Source organism: Olsenella uli (assembly GCF_016899935.1).
Classification (GTDB): Bacteria; Actinomycetota; Coriobacteriia; order Coriobacteriales; family Atopobiaceae; genus Thermophilibacter; species Thermophilibacter uli_B.
This window is the reverse complement of sequence record NZ_JACJJK010000011.1, coordinates 23,802-48,775: the sequence shown is the minus strand read 5'-3', so window position 1 is coordinate 48,775 and position 24,974 is coordinate 23,802. Positions and strand designations below refer to the sequence as shown.

Annotated in this window: 19 protein-coding genes and 1 tRNA gene; 19 read left to right on the top strand and 1 reads right to left on the bottom strand. The window is 69.0% G+C overall.

Annotated features, from left to right (window positions below):
- The first annotated feature begins 168 nt into the window (after nucleotides 1-168).
- The 17 genes from H6A07_RS09380 to mfd all read left to right on the top strand — a co-directional run bounded on the left by H6A07_RS09380 (nucleotide 169) and on the right by mfd (nucleotide 22,460).
- A complete protein-coding gene (locus tag H6A07_RS09380) occupies nucleotides 169-438 on the top strand; it encodes a hypothetical protein (RefSeq protein ID WP_204814662.1) in 270 nt (89 codons plus the stop codon).
- Between the two features lie 42 nt (nucleotides 439-480).
- Complete coding sequence (locus H6A07_RS09375; RefSeq protein WP_204814661.1) at nucleotides 481-816, top strand: YbaB/EbfC family nucleoid-associated protein; 336 nt, start codon at nucleotides 481-483, stop codon at nucleotides 814-816.
- A gap of 18 nt (nucleotides 817-834) precedes the next feature.
- Nucleotides 835-1,443, top strand: a complete 609-nt coding sequence (recR, locus tag H6A07_RS09370; protein ID WP_204814660.1) for a recombination mediator RecR — start codon at nucleotides 835-837, stop codon at nucleotides 1,441-1,443.
- A 22-nt stretch (nucleotides 1,444-1,465) separates the two neighbouring features.
- A complete protein-coding gene (locus H6A07_RS09365; RefSeq protein ID WP_204814659.1) occupies nucleotides 1,466-2,296 on the top strand; it encodes a hypothetical protein in 831 nt (276 codons plus the stop codon).
- 105 nt (nucleotides 2,297-2,401) lie between these two features.
- Nucleotides 2,402-2,478: transfer RNA gene (locus H6A07_RS09360), tRNA-Asp, on the top strand.
- A 128-nt stretch (nucleotides 2,479-2,606) separates the two neighbouring features.
- Nucleotides 2,607-3,308: an HAD family hydrolase gene (locus H6A07_RS09355; protein ID WP_204814658.1), complete on the top strand. Its 702-nt coding sequence runs from the start codon at nucleotides 2,607-2,609 to the stop codon at nucleotides 3,306-3,308.
- A 30-nt stretch (nucleotides 3,309-3,338) separates the two neighbouring features.
- Nucleotides 3,339-3,827 carry an RrF2 family transcriptional regulator gene (locus tag H6A07_RS09350; protein WP_204814657.1) on the top strand — a complete coding sequence of 163 codons (489 nt, stop codon included), beginning with the start codon at nucleotides 3,339-3,341 and terminating at the stop codon, nucleotides 3,825-3,827.
- Entirely contained in the window at nucleotides 3,824-4,693 is an 870-nt protein-coding gene (locus H6A07_RS09345) for an adenine glycosylase (RefSeq protein ID WP_204814656.1), read from the top strand. The genes H6A07_RS09350 and H6A07_RS09345 overlap by 4 nt, the downstream gene beginning before the upstream one ends.
- Nucleotides 4,694-4,761: 68 nt before the next feature.
- Complete coding sequence (rbr, locus tag H6A07_RS09340; RefSeq protein ID WP_204814655.1) at nucleotides 4,762-5,307, top strand: rubrerythrin; 546 nt, start codon at nucleotides 4,762-4,764, stop codon at nucleotides 5,305-5,307.
- A gap of 206 nt (nucleotides 5,308-5,513) precedes the next feature.
- Nucleotides 5,514-6,785: an ATP-binding protein gene (locus H6A07_RS09335; RefSeq protein ID WP_204814654.1), complete on the top strand. Its 1,272-nt coding sequence runs from the start codon at nucleotides 5,514-5,516 to the stop codon at nucleotides 6,783-6,785.
- 159 nt (nucleotides 6,786-6,944) lie between these two features.
- Nucleotides 6,945-9,089 carry a 1,4-alpha-glucan branching protein GlgB gene (gene glgB / locus H6A07_RS09330; protein ID WP_204814653.1) on the top strand — a complete coding sequence of 715 codons (2,145 nt, stop codon included), beginning with the start codon at nucleotides 6,945-6,947 and terminating at the stop codon, nucleotides 9,087-9,089.
- Between the two features lie 97 nt (nucleotides 9,090-9,186).
- On the top strand, nucleotides 9,187-11,637 hold the full coding sequence (locus H6A07_RS09325) for a glycogen/starch/alpha-glucan phosphorylase (RefSeq protein WP_204814652.1): 2,451 nt from the start codon (nucleotides 9,187-9,189) through the stop codon (nucleotides 11,635-11,637).
- Between the two features lie 57 nt (nucleotides 11,638-11,694).
- Nucleotides 11,695-12,843: a glucose-1-phosphate adenylyltransferase gene (locus H6A07_RS09320; protein ID WP_204814651.1), complete on the top strand. Its 1,149-nt coding sequence runs from the start codon at nucleotides 11,695-11,697 to the stop codon at nucleotides 12,841-12,843.
- A 2-nt stretch (nucleotides 12,844-12,845) separates the two neighbouring features.
- The gene (gene glgD / locus H6A07_RS09315) at nucleotides 12,846-13,940 is read left to right on the top strand and encodes a glucose-1-phosphate adenylyltransferase subunit GlgD (protein WP_204814650.1); all 1,095 of its coding nucleotides are present in this window, start codon (nucleotides 12,846-12,848) and stop codon (nucleotides 13,938-13,940) included.
- A gap of 14 nt (nucleotides 13,941-13,954) precedes the next feature.
- Entirely contained in the window at nucleotides 13,955-15,454 is a 1,500-nt protein-coding gene (gene glgA / locus H6A07_RS09310) for a glycogen synthase GlgA (RefSeq protein ID WP_204814649.1), read from the top strand.
- A gap of 93 nt (nucleotides 15,455-15,547) precedes the next feature.
- A complete protein-coding gene (locus H6A07_RS09305) occupies nucleotides 15,548-18,724 on the top strand; it encodes a 4-alpha-glucanotransferase (RefSeq protein WP_342636586.1) in 3,177 nt (1,058 codons plus the stop codon).
- 292 nt (nucleotides 18,725-19,016) lie between these two features.
- Nucleotides 19,017-22,460, top strand: coding sequence for a transcription-repair coupling factor (gene mfd / locus H6A07_RS09300; protein WP_204814647.1), 3,444 nt, complete (start codon nucleotides 19,017-19,019; stop codon nucleotides 22,458-22,460).
- A gap of 207 nt (nucleotides 22,461-22,667) precedes the next feature.
- On the opposite strand, the gene H6A07_RS09295 is transcribed toward mfd, so the two are convergent.
- On the bottom strand, nucleotides 22,668-23,708 hold the full coding sequence (locus H6A07_RS09295; protein ID WP_204814646.1) for a YitT family protein: 1,041 nt from the start codon (nucleotides 23,706-23,708) through the stop codon (nucleotides 22,668-22,670).
- A gap of 207 nt (nucleotides 23,709-23,915) precedes the next feature.
- On the opposite strand from H6A07_RS09295, the gene H6A07_RS09290 reads away from it, so the two are divergent.
- Nucleotides 23,916-24,377 carry a PTS sugar transporter subunit IIA gene (locus H6A07_RS09290; RefSeq protein ID WP_204814645.1) on the top strand — a complete coding sequence of 154 codons (462 nt, stop codon included), beginning with the start codon at nucleotides 23,916-23,918 and terminating at the stop codon, nucleotides 24,375-24,377.
- A gap of 27 nt (nucleotides 24,378-24,404) precedes the next feature.
- Nucleotides 24,405-24,890: a PTS system mannose/fructose/N-acetylgalactosamine-transporter subunit IIB gene (locus tag H6A07_RS09285; RefSeq protein ID WP_204814644.1), complete on the top strand. Its 486-nt coding sequence runs from the start codon at nucleotides 24,405-24,407 to the stop codon at nucleotides 24,888-24,890.
- Nucleotides 24,891-24,974: the final 84 nt, after the last annotated feature.

The following is a 24,974-nucleotide window of genomic DNA, read 5'->3' as shown; positions in this document are numbered from 1 at the left end:
GCCCCCGACCCCGTCCCCTACACCGACGCCGACCTCTCTCCGTGCGCGGAATCCGCCGAGCCCGAGCCGGCCAACGCGGCGCCCGCGGAGCCTCCCGTGTCGGCGAACTCTCCGACAACGTCTCCGGTCGCCGACCCCGCCGGGGCCTCCCCCGATGCGAGTCACGAAGTGAGCGACGAGCGTAGCGAGGAGCGCCGAGCGATCGGGGGAGGCCCCGGCGGGGTCGGCGCCCCGCAGGACCTCTCGCCGGAGTTCGCCGACATCGCGGCCCAGCTCAGCGCCGCGTTCGGCCAGCCCCTCTCGGTGAGCGTGGAGTCCGCGGCCTCCACCTCGGACGAGGAGGCTGCTGAGGAGCTCTCCTACGAGGAGGCTCCCGCCGAGGACCCCGGCTTCATCGACGAGCCGACCGACGACAGCGAGGACGGGGACGACGACTAGCCCTTCTCGCCCGCCAGACAACGACGACGAAAGGAAACACAGATGGCAAAGGGATTCAACATGGGCGGCATGAACCGCAACCAGATGATGGCGCAGGCCCGCAAGATGCAGGAGCAGCTCATGGCCGCCCAGCAGAAGGCGGCCGAGACCGAGGTGTCCGCGAGCGCGGGCGGCGGCGCCGTCAAGGTCACGGCCAACGGCGGCCTGCGCCTGACCTCGCTCACGATCGACCCGGACGCGGTGGACCCGGAGGACGTGGAGATGCTGCAGGACATGATCCTCGCCGCGGTCAACGACGTCCTGGAGTCCGCCGAGCAGATGGCCAGCCAGCAGCTCGGCGCCGTGACCGGCGGCCTCAACATCCCGGGCCTCTTCTAGGACGCGGTGACCGACCGCATGGACGCAGCCATCAACGACGGCCGGGCGCTCCAGCGCCTGCTGGACGAGCTGGGCCGCCTGCCGGGGATCGGCCCCAAGTCGGCCCAGCGCATCGCCTACCACCTGCTCGAGGCCGACGTCGACGAGGCCCGGCGCCTCGCGCGGGCGATCATGGAGGTCAAGCAGCAGGTGCACTTCTGCCCGGTGTGCTTCTCGTACGCCACGCGCGAGACCTGCGACGTCTGCGCCGACGCCTCGCGCGACCGCGCCTCCATCTGCGTGGTCTCCGAGCCGCGCGACGTGAGCGCGATCGAGCGCACCGGCAGCTACCACGGGCTCTACCACGTCCTCGGCGGCGTCATCAGCCCGATGGACAAGATCGGCCCGGAGCAGCTCCACGTGCGCGAGCTGCTCTCGCGCCTGGCGAGCGGCGAGGTGGGCGAGGTCATTCTCGCCACCAACCCGGACGTGGAGGGGGAGACCACGGCCACCTACCTCGCGCGCACGATCCGGCCGCTCGGCGTGCGCGTCTCGCGCCTGGCGAGCGGGCTGCCCGTGGGCGGCGACTTGGAGTACGCTGACGAGGTGACCCTCGGGCGCGCCATCGAGGAGCGCCGCGAGGTCTAGCACGAGGGATCGGGGGACTTTCATGCCTTTCAGGGACGAGAAGAACGCGCGCCCCGCACATCACGCGAGCCACGCCGCGCCCGCCGGCCGCCCGACGGCGCGCCGCGCGCGGCGGCAGGGCCAGGGCCCGGGCCTTGCGAGCGACTCCGAGCAGATCTCCACCATCCGCGCCGGCCAGGGCGCCCGCGTCACCACGCGCGCCAACGCCGCCGAGGCCGCCGGCCGCGCCCGCAAGAGCGCCGAGCGCCGCTACGCCGAGCGCCACCCCGAGGCGCGCGCCCCGCAGGCGGGCCCCCGGCGCAGCGCGCTCAACGTGGTCCTTCTCGTCGTCGCGGCCATTCTGGCGCTGGCGGTGATCTTTGTCCTGGGCACGCTCGTCACCTCGTGGCTCTTCCCGACGCCGCAGGAGGAGCCGGCCGCCCAGGAGCAGACCCTGCGCCCCACCGAGGAGGAGCTCCAGGTCCAACAGCAGCAGGAGGAGCACGACGCGGGCCAGGAGCAGGTCGGGACCGACGGCTCGGTGAGCTACGGCGGGGAGACCTACGCGCTGCGCCAGGCCGACGACGGCTCCTGGGGCCTCGTGAACGCGGCGGGCGACGTGCTGCTCCAGCTCGAGGGCACGCCCTTCGGCCTGGTGCGCTCCGCCGACACCCTGCTCGTCCCCGAGAGCCGTGACGGCGGCTGGGACGTGGTCAGCTACGTGGTCGGCGGGCACCTGGACGGCATCACCTACGTCATGGGGCCGGACGGCAACCCCGTCGGCGGCTCCGGCGACATCACGGCGGTGGAGCTCGACGGGACCACGCTGCGCGTGACGGCGGGCGGCGCCACGACCGACGTCGCGCTCGCCTAGCTCCGGGCGCCCGTCCGGGGCCTCGGGGCGGCCCTAAAATTTTTTGAGATTGGGCCTTGCCACGCCCCGGAGTCTATGAGAGAATAGCTCCCGCGCAAGGCGCACGGGGTGTTAGCTCAGCTGGTTAGAGCGCCGGCCTGTCACGTCGGAGGTCGAGGGTTCGAGTCCCTTACATCCCGCCATTGCAACGCGAGGGCTCCTTCGGGAGCCCTTTTTCATGCCGAACGGCGCCCGCTCGTCCCGCCGCCGTCGCGCGAATGCACGCGGCGCGCTATCATATCCCTGTCACACACGCGGGAGCGGGGGCGCCATGGCAGCCAGCGCAGACAGCTCGGACAGACGGCCGCGCCAGGTCGCGGTCTTCGACTTCGACGGCACGTCGATCGACGGCCAGTCCGGCTCGCTGTTCACGCGCTACCTCTTCTCGCACGGCATGATGTCGCCGCTGCGCCTGGCAAAGCTCGCATGGTGGGGAATCCGCTACAAGCTCCATCTGCCGTTCCGGCAGGACGAGGCGCGCGAGCTGGTCTTCGGCTGCCTCGGCGGGCGCACCTCCGAGGAGGTCGACGCCATCATGGCCGGCTTCCACGACGAGGTCCTTGCGCCGCTCTACCGCCCGCAGGCGCTCGCGGAGGTGGCCTGGTGCCACGAGCGGGGCATGGTCGTGCTGCTCGTCTCGGCGACCTTCGAGCCGATCGCCGAGGTCGCCGCGCGCCGGATGGGCGTGGACGGCTTCGTGGCCACGCGCATGGAGCGCGACGAGCGCGGCCGCTACACGGGCCGGGTCGACGGCCCGGTGGTGGCGGGCGCCGAGAAGTGCCGCGCGGTCGAGACCTGGTGCGACGCCCACCTCGGCGCCGGGACCTGGGTGCTCGAGCGGGCCTACGCCGACCACCACACCGACGCCCCGCTGCTCGAGGCCGCCCGCGAGGCGCGCGCCGTCTGCCCCGGCAAGACGCTCGCGATGAGCGCCCGTCGCCACGGGTGGCCCGTGCTCGACTGGGGGCTCTAGCGGGACGCCGCCGCGAGGAAGGGACATCGCATGGACGTATCCAGAAAGACCGACTACGCGCTGCGCATGGTCGCCGAGCTGGTGGAGAACCCCGGCGGCACGCTCTCGGTGCGGACCGCCGCGCGCGAGGGCGGCGTGCCGTACTCCTTCGCGCGCTCGATCCAGCGCGACCTCGCCTCGGCGGGCATCGTCACCAACGCGCGCGGGGCGAGCGGCGGCATGCGGCTGGCCGTGGACCCGCGCACGACCACGCTGCTGCAGGTCGTGGAGGCGGTGCAGGGCCCCATCGCGCTCGCGTGCTGCCTGGACGCGGACGGCGACGGCGCCGTGTGCCCCAACCGCGAGCGCTGCCACTACACGTCGGTCTGGTGCAACGCCGAGCGCCTGCTGCGCGCGTTCTTCTCGAGCGTGACCCTGCACCAGCTCGTGGTCGAGCGCCGCTCCCCGCTGCCGCACGCCACCTTCGAGCTCGTGCCCGAGGAGGAGGCCCGTCGCGCCGCCGGGGAAGCGTCCGCATGACGGGCGAGAAGGACCTCGAGGCCTTTCGTTCCCTCGTGCTGGGGCGCGGCCGCGAGCTCTACCGCGACCTGCCGTGGCGCCGCACGCGCGACCCGTACCAGATCTGGATCTCCGAGGTCATGCTCCAGCAGACGCAGACCTCCCGCGTGGACGGCCGCTGGCAGCGCTGGCTCGAGCGCTTCCCCACGCCCGCCGCGCTCGCGACGGCGGAGCCGGCGGACGTCCTGGAGGAGTGGCAGGGCCTCGGCTACAACCGACGCGCCCTCGCGCTGCACCGCGCGGCGCAGGCGGTGGCGGCGCTCGGCGGGGAGCTCCCGTCGGAGGCCGCCGCGCTCGAGGCGCTGCCCGGCGTGGGGCCCGCCACGGCGGCCGGCATCCGCGCCTTCGCCTTCGACCTGCCGGCCGTCTACCTGGAGACCAACGTGCGCGCGGTCCTGCTCCACGAGCTCTTCCCGGACGAGGAGCGCGTGAGCGACCGCGCGCTCGCGCCAATCCTGCGCGCGACCTGCCCTGCGGACGCGCGCGACCCGGAGGACGACCCGCGCACCTGGTACTACGCGCTGCTTGACTACGGCGCCTACCTCAAGCGCACCGTGCCCAACCCATCGCGGCGCTCGAGCGGGCACGCGCGCCAGTCGCGCTTCGAGGGATCGCACCGCCAGAAGCGCGCCGAGCTGCTGCGCGTCCTTCTCGCCCATCGCGGCGAGCCGTCCGGCGTGAGCCTCGACGCAATCGTCGCGGAGCTTGCAAGCGTGGAGGAGAAAGCGGGTAGAAGCCCGATAGGCGCCCGCGAGGTCGGCGCCCTGCTGGAGGAGCTCTCGCGCGAGGGCTTCTGCCGGGCGGGCGACGGCGCGTGGCACGTCTGACGCACGGTTCAGCGGCCGGGCACGGGCCCGGCCAGAGATGTCCCTGCGGGGACGGGAAAGGAGCTCCGATGGCCGTCGACTTTGAGAACTCGCAGACGAAGAAGAACCTCGAGGCCGCCTTCGCCGGCGAGTCCCAGGCCACCAACAAGTACGCCTACTACGCGAGCAAGGCCAAGAAGGAGGGCTACGTCCAGATCTCCGACATCTTCACGGAGACCTCCGGCAACGAGAGGGAGCACGCCAAGCTCTGGTTCAAGTACCTCCACGGCGGCGAGGTACCCGACACCCTGACTAACATCAAGGACGCCGCCGCCGGCGAGAACTACGAGTGGACCGACATGTACAAGGGCTTCGCCGAGACCGCCGAGGCCGAGGGCTTCACGGAGATCGCCGCCAAGTTCCGCATGGTCGGCGACATCGAGAAGCACCACGAGGAGCGCTACAACAAGCTCGCTGAGCGCGTGGAGAAGGGCGAGGTCTTTGCCCGCGAGGGCGTCAAGGTCTGGAAGTGCCTCAACTGCGGCCACCTGCACGTGGGCGCCGAGGCCCCCGAGGTCTGCCCGGTGTGCAACCACCCGCGCGCCTACTTCGAGGAGCAGAAGATCAACTACTAGGCACGGCTCGCGCGGCGCTAGCGGCCCGTCGGCCCCCCCTCCCGGGGCCGGCGGGCCCTTTGCGTACGTACGGAACCCGGCGTGTTCGGAATCTACTAACGAAAATCCAATATTTCTACTAACAAAAATTCGATATTCCTACTAATGTAAAACCACCGTTCTTAGTAACATGGTGATTGTCAGAGGCGGAGAGGGGTCCCCGGGACATGGAGCGATACCTTCCTCGCGTCTTCGACCGCGTGCTCGAGCGACGGCTCGCCAGCAAAGACGCGGTTCTGATTGAGGGCGCGAAATGGTGCGGCAAGACTTCGACGGCAGAGCGACAGGCCGCGAGCGTGCTCTACATGCAGCGGCCCGAGACGCGCGAGCAGAACATTCGCCTCGCGGAGATTTCGCCCTCGCTGCTGCTGCAAGGAGACGCTCCGCGTCTTATCGATGAATGGCAGCTCGCCCCGAAGCTGTGGGACGCCGTGCGCTTCGAAGCGGATAGGCGCCAGGAATTCGGTCAGTTCATCCTTACCGGATCGACGGTGCCGCCCAAGAAGGGGGAGCGTCGTCACACGGGCATCGGGCGCATCGGACGGATGCGGATGCGCCCCATGGCGCTTATGGAGTCGGGCGAATCCACAGGCGCGGTCTCTCTCGGCGACCTCTTTGCGGGTAAGTCACTTCCGATTGCGCCTGCAGACATCACGATCGACCGCCTCGCCTTCCTCGTGGCGCGCGGGGGCTGGCCACGCGCGATAGGCCAGGGGGAAGCCGAGGCCCTCCAGCAGGCATACGACTACCTGGACGCCGTGGTCGAGGACGATATCTCCGAGGTTGACGGGGTCGCGCGCGACCCGTCGCGAGCCCGCCGTATCATGCGGTCCTACGCCCGCTTCACCGCGTCGCAGGGCAAGATCTCCCAGATGGTCGCCGACGTGGCTCAGTCCGATGATCCCTCTGCCGACATGACCGTGCGGTCCTATCTCACGGCGCTCAGGAACCTGTTCGTCATAGAGGAGCTTCCGGCGTGGAACCCCAACCTCCGCTCGAAGGCGGCCATCCGAACGACCGAGACCCGTCACTTCACGGACCCGTCCATTGCGGTGGCCGCGCTGGGGACGAGTCCCGACGGGTTGCTGAGGGACCTGGAGACCTTCGGCCTGCTGTTCGAAAGCATGTGCGTCCGTGATCTGCGGACGTACATGGACGGCCTCGGCGGCTTTGTGTCCCATTATCGCGACAGCTCGGGACTTGAGTGCGATGCCGTGGCGCACCTGCGCGACGGGTCGTACGGGCTGATAGAGATCAAGCTGGGCGGAGACGGGCTCGTTGCCGAGGGGGCTCGGTCGCTGCTCAAGCTCAGAAAGACTATCGACACGAGCAGGATGGGCGAGCCGGCATTTCTCATGGTGCTCACGGGCGTGGGGGAGTACAGCTACCCGCGCGAGGACGGCGTTCTCGTCGTGCCGATCGGAACGCTGGGGGTTTGAGGCGCCCCGTGCCGGAGAGCCGGCGGGGCGGGATGGTTCCCACCCGACGGCCCTTCTCGCCGCCGCGCTCCCCTCGCTCGCCGTGTTTTCGTGGACAGGGCGTTGACGGAACGTTCACAATGAGTGTTGTCCTGTGCACAGTCCATCGAGGAGTGAGACATGGAATCCCCTGACAGCACCCTCTACCTGAGCAATGACGACCTGTTCCTCTTTGCCCGCGGCGAGTGGTACCGCAGCTACGAGAAGATGGGAGCGCACCCCGCCGTCGCGGACGACGGCACCAACGGCTACCACTTCGCGGTCTGGGCGCCGGGCGTGCGGAGCGTCCACGTCATCGGCGACTTCAACGGCTGGGACGAGACGGCCTCGCCGCTCGCCGAGACCGAGACCGGCGGCATCTGGCAGGGCTTCGTTCCCGGCCTCGGGGAGGGCGCGCTCTACAAGTACCTCATCGAGTGCAAGGACGGCCGCAAGCTCTACAAGGCCGACCCCTACGGCTTCTACGCCGAGAAGGTCCCCGGCACCGCGTCGCGCACCTTCGACCTCGCGGGCTATGACTGGGGCGACGGCGACTATATGAAGCGCCGCGCCAAGCGCGACATGTTCGCCGAGCCGCTCAACATCTTCGAGGTGCACCTGGGCAGCTGGCGCCGCCATGGCGACGAGCCGCAGGGCGAGCCGCGCCCGGACGGCACCTACCCCGGCCCCGGCGACCCGTTCCCCGCGCAGCGTGGCGTGGTCTACAGCTACGACGACCTCGCCGACGAGCTCGTGGCCTACGTCAAGGAGATGGGCTACTCCCACATAGAGATCATGCCCGTCAACGAGCACCCCTTCGACGGCTCCTGGGGCTACCAGCCCACCGGCTACTACGCCGCCACGTCCCGCTACGGCAACCCCAAGCAGTTCATGCACTTCATCGACGCCTGCCACGAGGCCGGCATCGGCGTGATCTTTGACTGGGTGTGCGGCGGCTTCTGCGCCAACGCCGAGGGCCTCGCCAACTTCAACGGCGAGATGCTCTACGAGCACAAGATCCACCCCAACTGGAACACCCACCAGTTCCACTACGGTCGCGGCGAGGTCCGCAGCTTCCTCGTCTCCAACGCCCTGTTCTGGGCCAACCTCTTCCACGCGGACGGCATCCGCATGGACGGCGTCTCCTCGATGCTCTACATGAACTTCGGCATCGACGACCCGGGCCAGAAGCGCTTCAACGAGAAGGGCACCGAGGAGGACCTGGACGCCTCCGCGTTCATCCGCCAGACCAACACGGTCATGGGCAAGGAGCACCCCGACGTCATGATGATCGCCGAGGAGTCCACCGCCTGGCCGCTCGTGACCTACCCGCCCGAGGACGGCGGCCTCGGCTTCCACTTCAAGTGGGACATGGGCTGGATGAACGACACCCTGCACTTCATGCAGACCGACTTCCCGTGGCGCCCCGGCAACTACCGGATGCTCACGTTCTCGTCCATGTACCAGTTCAACGAGAACTTCATCCTGCCGCTCTCCCATGACGAGGTCGTCAACGGCAAGTGCTCGCTGATCACGCGCATGCCCGGCGACTACTGGCGCCAGTTCGCCGGCATGAGGGCGCTCGCCTTCTACCAGATGACGCACCCCGGCGGCAAGCTCAACTTCATGGGCAACGAGATCGCCCAGTTCATCGAGTGGCGCTACTACGAGGCCATCCAGTACTTCCTCGCCGAGCAGTACGACACCCACCGCCACCAGCAGCGCTTCGTCCGGCACCTCAACCGCTTCTACAACGAGCACCCCACGCTGTGGCAGCGCGCCTTCTCCCCCGAGGGCTTCGAGTGGATCGACGCGGACAACGCGGACCAGTCCATCATCAGCTTCGTCCGTCGGGGCGACGACCCCAAGGAGGACCTGGTCATCCTCATCAACTTCGACGTCAACGCGCGCGAGGACTTCCGCATGGGCGTGCCCGAGTGGGGCGTCTACGAGGAGCTCTTCAACACCGACAACGAGCGCTTCGGCGGCTCGGGCGTCGTCAACACCGGCAAGATCAAGTGCCAGGACGAGCCCTGGAACGGCCGCGAGCAGTCCATCGTCGTGCGCGTCCCGCCGCTGGGCGGCATGATCCTCAAGAAGACCGGCACGCTGCGCCGTCCGGCCAAGAAGACCGCCGCCAAGAAGCCCGCGACCAAGAAGGCGGGCGAGAAGGGCGAGAAGAACGCCAAGCCGGCGGCCAAGAAGGCCGCCCCCAAGAAGGGCGCCTCTGCAAAGGGCGCGTCAGAAAAGAAGCCCGCCGCGAAGAAGAAGCCTTCGACGGAGTAAGCTTACAGGGGCCGCCCTCGGGCGGCCCCAACCGGGAGGACCCGCGACGCCTCCCTGCGCGGCCGCAGCCGCGCGCCCCCGAGTACGCGTCGCCCTGATGCAAGGAGTTATCTTGACTGACAACACCAAGATCTTCGAGAACGAGCAGGACTTCGTCGAGCAGTACCGCGAGGCGTGCCTCACGCGCTACGGCACCCCCTTCGAGGAGCTTGCCGACCACGAGCGCTACTACGCCCTCGCCGAGCTCATCGCCAACAAGGGCCGCGCCATCTTCCCCGAGTCCCACCCCAAGGGCGCCAAGAAGGTCTACTACTTCTCCCTCGAGTTCCTTCTCGGTCCCCTGCTCGACAACTACCTGATCAACTTCGGCGTGCGTGACGTGGTCGCGGCGGGCGTCAAGTCCATGGGCTCGACCCTGGAGGACCTCTGCCGCCAGGAGGTCGACCCGGGCCTCGGCAACGGCGGCCTGGGCCGCCTGGCCGCGTGCTTCCTGGACTCCATGGCCCACGAGGGCATGGCCGGCTACGGCAACGGCATGCGCTACCGCTACGGCCTCTTCCGCCAGTACATCGAGGGCGGCCGTCAGGTCGAGCGCACGGACAACTGGCTCGCCAACGGCTTCCCGTGGGAGACCCGCAAGGACGGCAGCGCCGTGCTCGTGCGCTTTGGCGGCCAGGTGGTGCGCCACGAGGAGAACGGCCACTTCTGGTTCACCCAGGAGGGCGGCGAGATCGTCCGCGCCGTGCCGTACGACGTGCCCATCATCGGCTACGGCGGCAAGGTCGTGAACAAGCTGCGCCTGTGGTCGGCCGAGCCCTACACCGAGGACTTCGACCTCGACGCCTTCAACGCCGGCGACTACGCGCGCGCCAACAAGTTCCGCTCGGACGTGGAGGCCATCTCCACGATCCTCTACCCCAACGACGCCGGCGAGCACGGCCGGATGCTCCGCCTCAAGCAGGAGTACCTGTTCGTCTCCGCCGGCCTGCAGACCATCCTGCGCACCTACGAGCGCGAGTTCGGCCCCGACTGGGAGCACCTCGGCGAGCACGTCTGCATCCACACCAACGACACGCACCCCGCCATGTGCGGCCCCGAGCTCATGCGCCTGCTCGTGGACGAGAAGGGCGTGGACTTTGACCTCGCCTACAAGGTGGCCAAGGAGACCATCTCCTTCACCAACCACACGGTCATGCCCGAGGCGCTCGAGAAGTGGCCGATCAACACCTTCCGCAACCTGCTGCCGCGCCTCTACATGTTCATCGAGGAGGTCGACCGCCGCTACCGCGAGAACCTGGCCAACCACCTCTCGCCCAACGAGGGCAACTGGACCAACGTCCTGCAGAACACCGCCATCCTCTGGGACGGCCAGGTCCGCATGGCCAACCTCTCGATCATCTTCTCGCACTCGATCAACGGCGTCTCCGCGCTGCACACGCAGATCCTCAGGGACAGCGTCTTCCACGAGTTCTACGAGATGATGCCGCACCGCTTCAACAACAAGACCAACGGCGTCACGCACCGTCGCTTCCTCGCCGAGGCCAACCCGGCCTACTCCAAGCTCATCACCGAGGCCATCGGCGACGGCTGGATGGGCGACGCGATGGAGCTCGAGAAGCTCGTCCCGTTCGAGCAGGACGCGAGCTTCCTCGACGGCATGGAGCTCGCCAAGAAGGCCGACAAGGAGCGCCTGGCCGCCTACATCAAGGAGACCTCGGGCGTCGAGCTCGACACCAACATGGTCTTTGACGTGCAGGTCAAGCGCTTCCACGCCTACAAGCGCCAGCTCCTGAACGTCTTCAAGGTGCTCGACGTCTACAACCGCATCCTCGCGGACCCGAGCTACAGCCCGCGCCCGACGGCGTTCATCTTCTCCGGCAAGGCGGCCCAGAGCTACACCTTCGCCAAGGAGGTCATCCGCCTCATCAACTCCGTCGCGGACGTCATCAACAACGACGAGCGCGTGAACGACAAGATCAAGGTGGCCTTCGTGCCCAACTTCGCGGTCTCCAACGCGCAGCTCATCTACTCCGCTGCGGAGATCTCCGAGCAGATCAGCGTGGCCGGCGCCGAGGCCTCCGGCACCTCCAACATGAAGCTCATGATGAACGCGGCGATCACGCTCGGCACCCTCGACGGCGCCAACATCGAGATCTCCGACCTCGTGGGCCCCGAGAACATCAAGATCTTCGGCCTGCGCGCCAACGAGGTCGAGGACCTGCGCGCCTCGGGCCGCTACTACGCGTGGGACATGTACAACGGCGACCGCGACCGTCTCGGCCGCATCGTGGACATGCTCACCGACGGCTCGCTCGCGCGCCTCTCGGGCAACTTCGAGAGCATCCACGACTACCTCATGGTGGACAACGACCCGGACCTGGTCCTGCGCGACTTCCACTCGTACGTCCAGGCCTTCGACGAGCTCACCGGAGCCTACGGAGACCGCCGCGCGTGGAACCGCTCGGCGCTCCACAATACCGCCAAGGCCGGATATTTCTCCTCAGACCGAACTATCCGCGAGTACATGGCGGACATCTGGCACATTTAGGCGGTACGTCCCGGGGGCCGCGCCCCCGTGCATTTGGTTGTCGAAAGGAGTGGGGGTATGAGCAAGAAAGAGTGCATCGCAATGCTCCTCGCCGGAGGGCAGGGCAGTCGCCTCGGTGCGCTGACGAGCAACGTGGCAAAGCCCGCCGTTTCGTTCGGTGGCAAGTTCCGCATTATCGACTTTGCTCTGTCGAACTGCGCGAACTCGGGCATCAACACGGTCGGCGTGCTCACGCAGTACCGTCCGTACCTGCTGCACAGCTACATCGGAACCGGTGAGGCCTGGAACCTCGACGAGCGCGGCGGTGGCGTCGCCATCCTGCCGCCGTTTGCCACGCAGACCGGCGGCGCCTGGTACGAGGGCACCGCTGACGCCGTGACGCAGAACCTCGGCTACATCGAGACCAACGACCCGGAGTACGTGCTCATCCTCTCCGGCGACCAGCTCTACCGCATGGACTACGCCGACATGCTGGCCACCCACAAGGCCAACAACGCCGACCTCACGATCGCCGTCATGCCGGTGCCGTGGGAGGAGGCCTCCCGCTTCGGCATCCTGACCGCCGACCCGGACGGCCGCATCACCAAGTTCTCCGAGAAGCCCAAGAAGCCCGACTCAAACCTCGCCTCCATGGGCATCTACATCTTCAATGCCGACCTTCTCGTCAGCACCCTCAAGGAGGACGCCAACGACCAGAACTCGTCCCACGACTTCGGCGGCGACATCATCCCCAAGCTCCTGGACGCCGGCAAGCGACTCTTCACCTACAAGTTCGAGGGCTTCTGGCGTGACGTCGGCACCATCTCCAGCTACCACGAGACGAGCATGGACCTCCTCGGGCCCAACCCCGCCTTCGACATCTTCAGCACCGACTTCCCGATCATGAGCAACTCCTCCACGCGCCCGCCCGCGTTCGTGGGCAAGGACGGCACGATCGACGACGCCCTGATCGCCAACGGCTGCCAGGTCTACGGCACCGTCAAACACTCGATCCTCTCGACCGACGCCTACGTCGGCGAGCGGGCCACCGTCATCGACTCGGTGCTGCTGCCCGGCGCCGTGGTCAAGGACGGCGCCAACGTCGTGCGCGCGATCCTCGGCGAGAACTCCGTGGTGGAGGAGAACGTCAGCGTCGGAAGCGTCGACCAGACCAAGGACACCGCCGTCATCGGCAACGACGTCGTGGTCGGGAAGGGGGAGAACTAGTCATGGAGAAGGTCATCGGCCTCATCACCTGCAACTACTCCGCCAAGGAGTCCAGCGCGCTCACCGAGAGCCGCCCCGTGGCGTCGCTGCCGTACTTCAGCCGCTATCGCCTCGTCGACTTTGCCCTGTCGAACCTCGTGAACTGCGGGATCCGCACCGTGGGCATGGTCATGCCGTACAACTACCGCTCGATCATCGACCACGTGGGCTCCGGCAAGGACTGGGACCTCGACCGCAAGAACGGCGGCCTGTTCATCCTGCCCGGCTCCGCGTTCGGCACCTCGCGCACCGGCGCCCGCTTCCTGCTGCGCGACCTCATCCACAACAAGGCCTACTTCACGCGCAGCAGCGCCGACGCCGTGATCTGCTCGACGGCCAACTTCGTCTTCAACATCGACCTCGACGAGGTCTACGCGGCCCACAAGGCCTCCGGCGCGGACATCACCGTCCTCACCAAGACGGCCTCCGAGAAGGACGCCGACGTGACGGCCTTCGACGTCATCGACGGCCGCGTCCAGGGCGTGCGCCAGGGCGTCAACTTCGGCGACACGATGTTCCTCGACTGCTTCGTCATTAACCGTCAGCTCCTGCTCGACATGTTCGACTGGTACGCGCCGACGGACTACCTCGACATCTTCGAGGCCATGACGGGCGACTTCGGCCGCGTGGACGTGCGCACCTACGACTTCAACGGCTACGTCGCGCCGATCTTCAACAAGCGCGCCTACTTCCGCGCCAACATGGACCTGCTCGACCCGCGCATCACCGCCGAGCTCTTCCCCGCCGACCGCTCGATCAAGACCAAGACGCACGACACGCCTCCCGCCAAGTTCGAGGTGGGCTCCCGCGTGCTCAACTCCGCCGTGGCCTCGGGCGACCGCATCTACGGCAGCGTGAGCGACTCCATCCTCGGCCGCAACGTCATCGTCGAGGCGGGCGCCACGATCCGCAACTCCATCGTGATGCAGGGCTGCGTCGTCAAGAGCGGCGCGCGCGTCGAGAACGCCATCGTGGACCGCGGCAACGTGGTCCCCGCAGGCACCGAGCTGCGCGGCACGCCCGAGGAGGTCCTCATCACCGAGAAGGCCCACGAGTAGGCGGGGAGGGACGTATGGCAACCACAGCCAAGCGCAGGAAGATCCGCGTGCTCTTCGCGTCCTCCGAGGCCGTTCCCTTTGCCAAGACGGGCGGCCTGGGTGACGTGGCGGGATCGCTGCCCCGCGCCCTCAAGCACGCCGGCGCCCGCGTCGCCGTGATCCTGCCCAAGTACGCCAGCATCCCGCAGGAGTACAAGGACCAGATGAAGCACGTGGCGGACTTCTACGTGCCGCTCGCCTGGCGCAACGAGTACTGCGGCATCGAGAAGCTCACCCTGCAGGACCTGGACTTCTACTTCGTGGACAACGAGGCCTACTTCAAGCGTGACGGCCTCTACGGCTACTTCGACGACGGCGAGCGCTTCGCGTTCTTCTCCAAGGCCATCTGCGAGGCCATCGCCAAGGTGCCGGAGCTCGAGTGCGACGTCCTGCACTGCAACGACTGGCAGACGGCGCTCTGCTGCGTCTTCCTGCGCGAGTTCTACCAGCAGGTCCCGCAGTGCGCGGGCGTCAAGACCGTCTTCACGATCCACAACGTGAAGTTCCAGGGCCAGTACAGCGACAAGGTCCTCGAGGAGGTGCTGGGCCTCGCCCACATCCCCGCCGCGCGCGACCAGCTCTACTGCGACCGCGACTCCATCAACTACATGAAGGGCGCCCTCTGCTACACGGACTTCCTCACCACGGTGAGCCCGAGCTACGCCTACGAGCTGCAGATGCCCTTCTACGGCGAGGGCCTCGACGACATCTTCCGCCGTCGCCAGAACGTGCTGCGCGGCATCCTGAACGGCATCGACCAGACCATCTGGGACCCCGCGACCGACCCCATGATCCCGGCCAACTACACGGCCAAGGAGCTGGAGAACAAGGCGGAGTGCAAGCGCGCTCTCCAGGAGGAGCTGGGCCTGGCCCAGGACCCCACGCGCCCGCTCGTCGTCTCCATCGGCCGCCTCACGGACCAGAAGGGCCTGGGCCTCGTGCGCTACGCGATGGACCACCTCATGCAGCGCGGCGTCCAGGTGGCGATTCTCGGCACGGGCGACAAGGACCACGAGGACGCGTTCCGCTACTTCGATGCCAAGTACGGCGACCAGATGTGCGCGCGCATCGCCTTTGACAACGCGCTCTCGCACCGGATGTACGCGGGCGGCGACCTGCTGCTCATGCCGTCCGAGTTCGAGCCGTGCGGCCTGTCGCAGATGATCGCCATGCGCTACGGCACCCTGCCCGTGGTGCGCGAGACCGGCGGCCTGCGCGACTCCGTCACGCCGTACAACAAGTACACCGGCGAGGGCACGGGCTTCTCGTTCGCCAACATGAACGCCGACGAGATGGCCGACACCCTGCTCGGCGCCTGCGAGATCTTCTGGACCGAGCCCGAGGCCTGGCACCAGCTCCAGCTCCAGGCCATGGACACGGACTTCAGCTGGCGCCGCGCCGCGAACGACTACATGGACATCTACCATGACCTCCACCCGGAGATCATTCGGTACAACAAGAGGAGAGACAGGTAGCGCTTGAAAGCACGTCACGTCACCTCAGAGCGTGAGTACCGGTCCCCATTCGGTGCCGTCCAGCTGGGCGGCACCGTTTCGCTGAGCATAGACGTGTGGGAGGACGACGTCACCTTCTGCACGCTGCGCGTGTGGACCGACGCTCACGGCGAGGAGCTCATCGAGATGCGCGGCGCCGAGCACGCCGGGGGCCTGCGCTTCACCGCCACGTACAAGCCGGCCGAGACCGGCGTCGTCTGGTACAGCTTCGACATCGAGGCGAGCGACGGCGCTGTGTGGCGCTACGGCGCCCGCCCGGGCTGGGTCACCGGCGAGGGGGCCTTTGCCTACGGGGACCCGCCGTCGTTCCAGATCACGGTGTTCACGCCCCGCGCCCGCCAGCCCCGATGGTACCGAGAGGGCATCGTCTACCAGATCTTCCCGGACCGCTTTGCGCGCGGGGAGGACTGGCGCGAGCGGGCGGAGGCCGCCCTCGCGCAGCGCCGCGGCGGCGGGCCGGAGCGCGCCCTGGTCGAGGACTGGGACACGCCGCCCACCTACGCCCGTACGCCCGAGGGCGGCATCGCCCGCTGGGACTTCTACGGCGGCACGCTCGAGGGTATCCGCGAGAAGCTCGGCTATCTGGAGGACCTGGGCGTGACGGCGCTCTACCTCAACCCGATCTTCGAGGCGGCAAGCAACCACCGCTACGACACGGCGGACTACCTCAGCATCGACCCGATGCTCGGCGACGAGGAGAGCTTCCGGGCCCTCTGCGTGGACGCCGAGGAGCACGGGATCTCGATCATCCTGGACGGCGTCTTCAACCACGTGGGCGCCGACTCGCGCTACCTCAACCGCTTTGGCACCTACCGCGAGCCGGGCGCCTGGCAGGGCGACGCCTCGCCCTACCGAGACTGGTTCACCTTCAACGACGACGGCACCTACGCCGGCTGGTGGGGCGACCAGAACCTCCCCTCGATACGTCCCGACTGTGACGCCTTCCACGAGCTGGTGTGCGGGCGCGCCGGCGTGATTCGCCACTGGCTGCGCCAGGGCGCGCGCGGCTGGCGCCTCGACGTGGCCGACGAGCTCACCGACGAGTTCATCGTGCAGATCAAGCGCGCCCTGCTCGCCGAGAAGCCCGACGGCGTGCTGATCGGCGAGGTGTGGGAGGACGCGTCCCACAAGATGGCCTACGGCAAGCTGCGCCAGTACTTCGAGGGCGCCGAGCTGGACGCCACGATGAACTACCCTGTGCGCACGGCGCTCCTCTCCTACATCCGGCGCGACATCACCGCCGGCGAGCTGGCCATGCGCCTGGAGGAGCTGCGCGAGAACTACCCGCGTGACAACTTCTACTCGGCGCTCAACCTGGTGGGCAGCCACGACCGCGAGCGCCTGTTCACGGTCCTCGGCGGCGCGCCCGACCCGGACTCGGTGCCCGAGGAGGAGCGCGCGACCTGGCGCCTCTCCGAGGAGCAGGCGAGCCTCGCGAAGTCGCGCCTGTGGGTGATGGCGCTGCTGCAGATGACGCTGCCCGGCGTCCCGTGCGTCTACTACGGCGACGAGCGCGGCGCCGAGGGCTTCCGCGACCCGTACAACCGCGCGAGCTTCCCGTGGGACGACGGCCGGCGCGACTGCACCGACATCTACCGCAACGCGATCGCCCTGCGGCGGATGCTGCCGGACCTGCTGGTGGACGGCGAGTTCGAGCCCTTCTCGTCCGGCGAGGACGTCTTTGGCTTCTGGCGCACCGGCGCGGGGGACGAGCGCGTCTGCGTGCTCGTCAACGCGAGCCTCTCCGACGCGCGCACGGTGAAGGTCCCGGTGGGCGGCCGCCAGGTGAGCGACGTGGTCTCCGGCACGGCGCCGCGCGTGAGCCACGGCCAGGCGGAGGTCTTCCTCTGGCCGCTCGGCACCGCCGTGCTGCACTTCCACGAGTCCGCGCGCCTGCAGGCCCCGCTCGAGCGTGGCATGGGCGTGCTCTGCCACGTCACCTCCGTGCCCAACGGCGGCTGGCCCGGCACGCTCGGCGCCCCGGCGCGCCGCTTCGTGGACTGGCTCGCCGCGGCGGGGCAGAAGTACTGGCAGGTCCTGCCGGTCAACCCCACGGACAGGTTCGGCTCGCCGTATGCGGGCCTCGGCGCCTTCGCGGGCAACATCGGCCTGCTGGAGCTGCCGGCTCCGGCGGCGCTCGCACGGCTGGAGCGCATCGGCAACGACCCGGAGTACCTGCGATTCTGCGACGAGAACGACTACTGGCTCACGCCGTACGCGATCTTCCGCGCGTGCAAGGAGCTGCTGGGCGAGAAGCCCTGGCAGGAGTGGCCGGAGCCCTACCGCACCTACTCGCCGCGCCTGGCCTCCGACCGCAAGCTGCGCCATGCGATCGAGGCGCACCGCCGCCTGCAGTTCGAGTTCCAGCGAGAGTGGGACGACCTGCTCGAGTACGCACACGCGCGCGGCGTGAGGATCATCGGCGACATGCCGATGTTCGTCTCGGCCGACTCCGCCGACGTCTGGAGCGAGCCCGACATCTTTGACCTTGACGAGCGGGGCTATGCCCGCCGTGAGGCCGGCGCGCCCGGAGACGCCTTCGCGCCCGACGGCCAGAACTGGGGCAACCCGGCCTTCCGCTGGGACATCCTGCGCGAGCAGAACTTCGGCTGGTGGCTGCGTCGCTTCAGCCGGATGCTGGCGCTCTACGACGTGGTGCGGCTCGACCACTTCATCGGGTTCATGTCGTACTTCGGCATCCCGGCGGGTAAGACCGCGCGCGACGGCGCCTACGCCTTCGGGCCGGGGCTCGAGCTCTTCGAGGCGGCGCACCGCCAGTTTGGGCCGCTGCCGTTCATCGCCGAGGACCTGGGCGCGATCACGCCGGCCGTGCGCGCGCTCGTGGCCGCGACGGGCTTTCCCGGCATGGACGTGGCGCAGTTCTCCGACTCCGACGTGCGCGAGGGCTACGTGCCGCGCCCCGAGACCGTGGCCTACACGGGAACGCATGACAACCAGACGCTGGTCGGCTTCTGCGAGGAGCGCTACGGCCTGGAGCGCGAGGAGGCCGTCGAGGTCGCGGACGGCATCCTGCGCCGCGTGCTCGCGAGCGACGCCGACGTGGCGATCGTGCCGCTGCAGGACGTGCTCGGCCTCGGCGACGAGGCGCGCATGAACGTGCCCGGCGTCGCGAGCGGCAACTGGAGCTGGCGCGCGGACGATGACGCGGTCGCCGCCGCGGGCCCGCGCCTGGCCGACCTCGCCGAGCGGAGCGGGAGGATCCTGGGGTAGCGCTGCGGGCGGGCGTTCTTCTCGCCTGACGGACTGGCCCAATACGCGGTTTCCGACGAAATCGGGCCCGGAAACGTTGGAAGTCGCGTACTGCCAGTTGGCGATACGCGATTACCAACAGAATCGGGGCCAGAAACGTTGGAAGACGCGTATTGCGCACGGGCGAGAAGAACGCGGGCCCGGGCGCGCGTTAGCCTGCGGCCGCCCGGCCCGCTACAATGGGCGAGAAGAACCGCCCGCCGCGACCGACCCCGCACGCCGGGGCCGGCGCGTCTTCCTGTAGAGGGACCCCATGCTCATCGACCGCGTTTCCCGTCAGCTGGCCGCCGCCCCGGAGCTCGCCCCGCTCGTGCGCGAGCTCGACGCCGGCCATGACGCCAGCCTCTCCGTCGCCCAGTCCGCGCGCCCGCTCGTGCTCGCCGCGCTCTGGGCGAGAAACCCGCGCCCCTGCCTGCTCGTCGTCTCCGGCGAGGAGGCCGCCGACCGCACGGCCCGCTCGCTCGCGGCGTGGCTCGGCCAGGACGTCGTCGGCCGCTACCCCGAGCGCCGCGACCGCCCCTGGGCGGACGCCGCCCCCGACGACGCCGTCATCGGTGCGCGCTGCCGCTCCGTGGCGCGCCTCGCCGCCGGCGAGCGCTGCGTGATCGTGGCCTCCGCGCACGCGCTGCTGCGCCGCGTGCCGCCGGTCGGCAGCGGCTACTTCGCCTCGAGCACCTTCGCGGTGGGGGACGAGGTCCCCTTCGAGGAGGTGCCGGCGCTGCTCGTGGGCATGGGCTACAACGACGCCGGCGACGTGGACGCCCCCGGCACCTTCCACGTGCACGGCGACGCCGTGGACGTCTTCCCCGCGCAGGCCACGAGCCCGGTGCGCATCGAGTTCTTTGGCGACGAGATCGACCGCGTTCGCCGCATGGTCCCCTCCACGGGCCAGACGATCGGCGAGCTGACCGAGGTCACGGTCTCGCCCTGCCGCGAGCTCGCGCTCACGGACGAGACGGTCGCCCGCGCCGAGCGCGCCCTCTACAAGGCGGCGCAGGACAGCACCAAGGTGGCCGCCGACCTGGAGCTCATTCGCCAGCGCGCCGCCGCGCCCGCGCTCGAGCGCTACCTCCCGCAGCTCTACGGCGGCACGGCGTCCCCGCTCGAGCACATCTCCGCTGACGCCCTCGTCGTGCTCGCCGAGCCGCGCGCCCTCTTCGACGACTGCATGCGCGCCACCGACGAGCTCTCCGCCGCCGCCTCGGCCGCCCGCGCGAGCCTCGACGGCCTCTACACCTCCCCGCGCGACATGGACTTTGGCAAGCAGCAGCGCCTGTCCTTCTCGTCCATGATGCGCGCGGGCTCCGGCGCGTCCACGGCGGACCTGGAGGTGCGCCAGCCCGGCATCGCCGGCTCGGACGCCAAGCTCATGGGGCGCGTGCGCCAGCTCGTGGCGGACCGCTGCGCCGTCATCTTTGCCGTGCCGGACCGGGGCGCGCGCGAGTCCCTGGAGCTGCGCCTCTCTGACGAGAACGTCCCCTTCGTCGAGTCCCTGGGAACGGCGGCCGAGAACAACGACCCGCAGGTGCCGCCCCTGGAGCGCGGCCGCGTCACCTTCACCGACGCGCCCGTGCCGGCCGGCATCGTGATCCCGGGCGCGCACCTGGCCGTGCTCTCGGTCTCCGACCTCGCCGCCCGCACGGCCAAGGCGCGCCGCCGCGTCCGCCGCGTGGACCCCACGAGCGTGACCTTCCCGTTCAAGCCCGGCGACTACGTGGTCCACGCCACCCACGGCATCGCGCTCTTCGCCGACATCGTGCGCCAGGAGGTGGCCGGGCGCGAGCGCGACTACTTCCTGCTGGAGTACGCGGGCGAGGACAAGCTCTTCGTGCCGCTCGAGCAGGTGGACCGCATCACGCGCTACGTGGGCCCGGACGGCTCCAGCCCGCGCCTCACCCGCCTCAACACCGCCGACTGGTCCCGCGCCACCGGCAAGGCGCGCCGCTCCGCCAAGAAGCTGGCCTTCGACCTGGTGGACCTCTACACGCGCCGCAGCTCCGTGCCCGGGCACGCGTTCTCGGCGGACACGCCCGTCCAGGAGGAGATGGAGGCGAGCTTCCCCTACGAGCTCACGCACGACCAGCGCGCCTCGATCGCGGACATCAAGGCGGACATGGAGGCCCGCCGCCCCATGGACCGGCTGCTCTGTGGCGACGTGGGCTTCGGCAAGACGGAGGTGGCCCTGCGCGCGGCGTTCAAGTGCTGCCAGGACGCCAAGCAGGTCATGGTGCTCTGCCCCACCACGATCCTGGCGCAGCAGCACTTCGAGACGTTCTTCTCGCGGTTTGCGCCCTTTGACCTCAAGGTGGCGGTGCTCAGCCGCTTTGTGACGCCGGCCCGGCAGCGCAAGGCGCTCGAGGGGTTCGCGGACGGCTCGGTGGACGTGCTCATCGGCACGCACCGGCTGCTCTCCGCAGACGTCAACCCCTACGACCTGGGGCTCGTTATCATCGACGAGGAGCAGCGCTTTGGCGTGCAGCACAAGGAGCAGCTCAAGAACATGCGCGAGCAGGTGGACGTGCTCACCCTCTCCGCCACGCCCATCCCGCGCACGATGCAGATGGCCATGAGCGGGGTGCGCGACATGAGCCTCATCATGACGCCGCCGCCCGGGCGCCTGCCGGTCAAGGTGACGGTGGGGGAGTGGGACCCGGACGTGGTCTCCGCCGCCATCCGCGAGGAGCTCGCGCGGCGCGGACAGGTCTACTACGTGAGCAACCGCGTCCACACGATCGACGACGCCGTGGAGCGCGTGCGCGAGGCGGCGCCCGAGGCCCGCGTGGGCGTGGCACACGGCAAGATGAGCGCGCGCGAGGTCGAGGACGTGATGCTGCAGTTCCAGGAGCACGAGATCGACGTCCTGGTGGCGACCACGATCATCGAGAGCGGCATCGACAACCCGCACACCAACACGCTGATCATCGAGGACTCGCAGCGCCTGGGCCTGGCGCAGCTCTACCAGCTCAAGGGCCGCGTGGGCCGCGGGCGCACGCAGGCCTACGCCTACTTCATGTTCCCGGCCGACCGCCCGCTCACGCCCGAGGCCACTGACCGTCTCACGGCAATCAACGAGTACCAGGACCTGGGCAGCGGCATGAAGATCGCGATGCGCGACCTGGAGATCCGCGGCGCGGGCTCGCTCATGGGAGCCGAGCAGCACGGCAACCTCTCCAGCGTGGGCTTTGACCTCTTCACGCAGATGCTCGGCGAGGCCGTGGCCGAGGCACGCGGCGAGACGCGCGACGTGGAGCAGGCCGAGGTCACGATCAACCTGCCGGCGGACTTCTTCCTGGCGGAGGAGTACCTGCCCGACGTGGACAAGCGCGTGCTCGTGTACCGGCGCCTGGCGGCGGCCGTGGACCTTTCCGAGGTGGACGACCTCCAGCAGGAGTGCGAGAAGGACTTCGGCGCGCTGCCGCTCGCCGGGCGCAACCTCTTCGACCGCGCCCGCGTGCGGATCCGCGCGCAGCGGCTGGGGTGCGCAAGCGTGAGCCTGGCCAACGGGCGCCTGGTTTACCAGGGCGTGGAGGTCTCGCGCCAGACGGCGCTTCGCCTCAAGGAGCGCGGCGGCGTGGTCTACCCCAAGACCAAGAAGGTGGCCTACCCGTTCCACCGCACGCAGGAGGAGGTCATGCCGGCCGCGCTCGGCGTGCTCGAGGAGATCGGCGGCGACGACGAGACGGACGACGTGGAGTAGCGAGCGGACGTCCTTCTCGCCCGCTGGCGGTTGGGGACGCGCCGCTCGCAGGTTATGCGCGATCCCGTAGGTTGTGCGCACCGCCGAAGGGTGTGCGCACAGTTGAGGTATTCATATCCGCAGGCAGATGCGCCGGGCGAGAAGAACCTCGCGTCGCGGCGTGCGCATAACCTCTGCGTGTGCGCATAACCTGCCCGCCCACGCCCCCTACACCCAGCGGAAGCCGTGGCCGGTGATCTGCGACGTGTTCACGTAGGTCACGAAGGCGTCCGGGTCCACCTCGCGCAGGAACCGCTCGAGGCGGGTGGCCTCGGCGCGCGTGAGCACGGTCATGATGACGGAGACCTCGCGCCCGGAGTAGGCCCCGTAACTGCGGGTTATCGTGGCGGTCCGGCTGAGCTCGCGGACCAGGAACTCCTCCACGCGCGCCGGCCAGCGACATATCACCGTGCAGACCTTGTGCTGCTTGAGGTCGTCGAGCACGCCGCTCACCACGACGGTCTGCACGAGCAGGCCGAGCACGCAGTAGAGGCCCACGCGCGGCCCGTAGAGCGCCACGCCCGCGCACACGATCCCGCCGTTCGCCACCGTCACGGCGTGCCCGACCGGCAGGCTCGTGCGACGCGCGAGCGCCATGACCACGATCTCCATGCCGCCCGTGGAGGCCCCGGCGTTGTAGGCGATCGCGTTTCCGAGCGCGACGAGAAGGACCGTGCAGCAGAGGTCCAGCCAGAGGTCGCCCGTGATCGACGCCGTGACCGGGATCAGCCACTGGAAGAGCGACACGTACGCCGAGAGCGCGACCGACGCCACGACGCTCCAGACCACCGCCCGGCGCTCCACGAAGACGAGGCCCGCGACCACGAGGGCGGCGTTCACGACCCAGAGCGCGACGTCGTTGGGCAGCCCCGGAATCGCCGAGGAGAGAACGATCGAGAGGCCCGACGCGCCGCCGATGGCGAGATGGTTGGGCCCCTGGAAGAGCACGTAGGCCAGGGCGCAGAGAATGACGCCCGCGTTGAGGGCGGCCACGAGGCGCAGCGTCCCCGGGGCGTCGCGCCGGCTGATGGCCCGCTCGCTCTCGCGCGCCTCCTCGGGTGTCTGGAGGTCCGCCGCCTGGATGACCGCCGAGCCCTCGTAGGCCGGCCTCGCGCGCTCCGGGTCGACGCGCGCCCGGTCGAGCTCCTCCTCGTCGGCCGTGCGCGTGCGGGCGCACGTGCTTCTCGTCCTGCGAATCCTCTTGAGCATGCCGCCTCCTTCGTAAAAGTGATAAGACGTCTATAACGTCTAGATTGAGTTGTCAAGCACGGACCAGAAACTGCCGTTTACCGTAGAAATCAATGCGTTCAGAAGCTGCAATTTGACAGATACAAACCGGAAGTGGAATCTAAACGCAAGACGTCTATAACGTCTATACATACAAACAGCCCAGACCGCCAAGAGAGAGGGGCGCAGATGCCCAACAACCTTGTCCTCGTAACGCACGCCGACTTTGCGAAGGGCATTCTCACGTCCCTCGAGCTCATCCTGGGCAGCCCCTGCCCCACCAAGGTCGTGAGCGTCACGGCGGCCGAGACCATCCCCACGGTCGCCGCCATGATTGAGGGCGCCATCGATGCCATGGACCCCGCCAACCCCACCGTCGTCCTCACGGACATCCCGGGCGGAAGCACCACGCAGGGCGCGATCCTGGTCTCCGCCGAGCGGCCCGATGCCTACTACGTGGCGGGCCTCAACCTCGGCCTGCTGCTCGAGGTCGCGCTGCTCCCGCTCGACCCCGACCCCGCCGCGCGCGAGGCCAACCTCGCCCTGCTCCGCCAGACGGTCGAGGCGTCCCGCGCGGGCATCGGCCTCGTGGCCGACCTCGCCGGCGCCGTGCCCACGGCAGACATCGACTCGGAATCCGGCGAGCTGTAGGGCCCGCCCAGACCAAAGGAGGAAACCATGATCGAGCTGCTTCGCGTTGACGACCGCCTCATCCACGGGCAGGTCGCCGTCACGTGGACCTCTCAGCTGGGCGCCGACACCATCGTCGTCGCCAACGACCGCGCCGCCACGGACAAGCTCATGCAGTCGGCGTTCCGCATCGCCGCGCCGCCCCAGGCCACGCTCTCCATCAAGTCCGTCAAGGGCGCGATCCTCGTGATCAACAATCCCAAGCACGAGGCCCGCAAGATCTTCGTGGTCTGCGCCAGCCCCGCCGACGCGCTCCAGATCGTGCGCGAGTGCCCCTCCGTCCGCAAGGTCTGCCTCGGCGGCATCCGCCAGGCCGGCGAGCGCCGGCGCGTCACCCAGCAGGTCTACCTGGACGAGAAGGACCTGGAGGCCGTCGACGGCATGGTGGCGCTCGGCGCGCAGGTGAGCCTGCAGTCCCTGCCCGACCAGTCCCCGATGGACGTCGCCGCCGTGCACCGCGCCTACGGCGCCTAGCCCACCCGCCGAATCAGGGGCGCGCGCACGGCCGGCGCGCGCCGCCTCGGAAGAGCCCGCGGATCCGGAACCGCACCCGGCTCA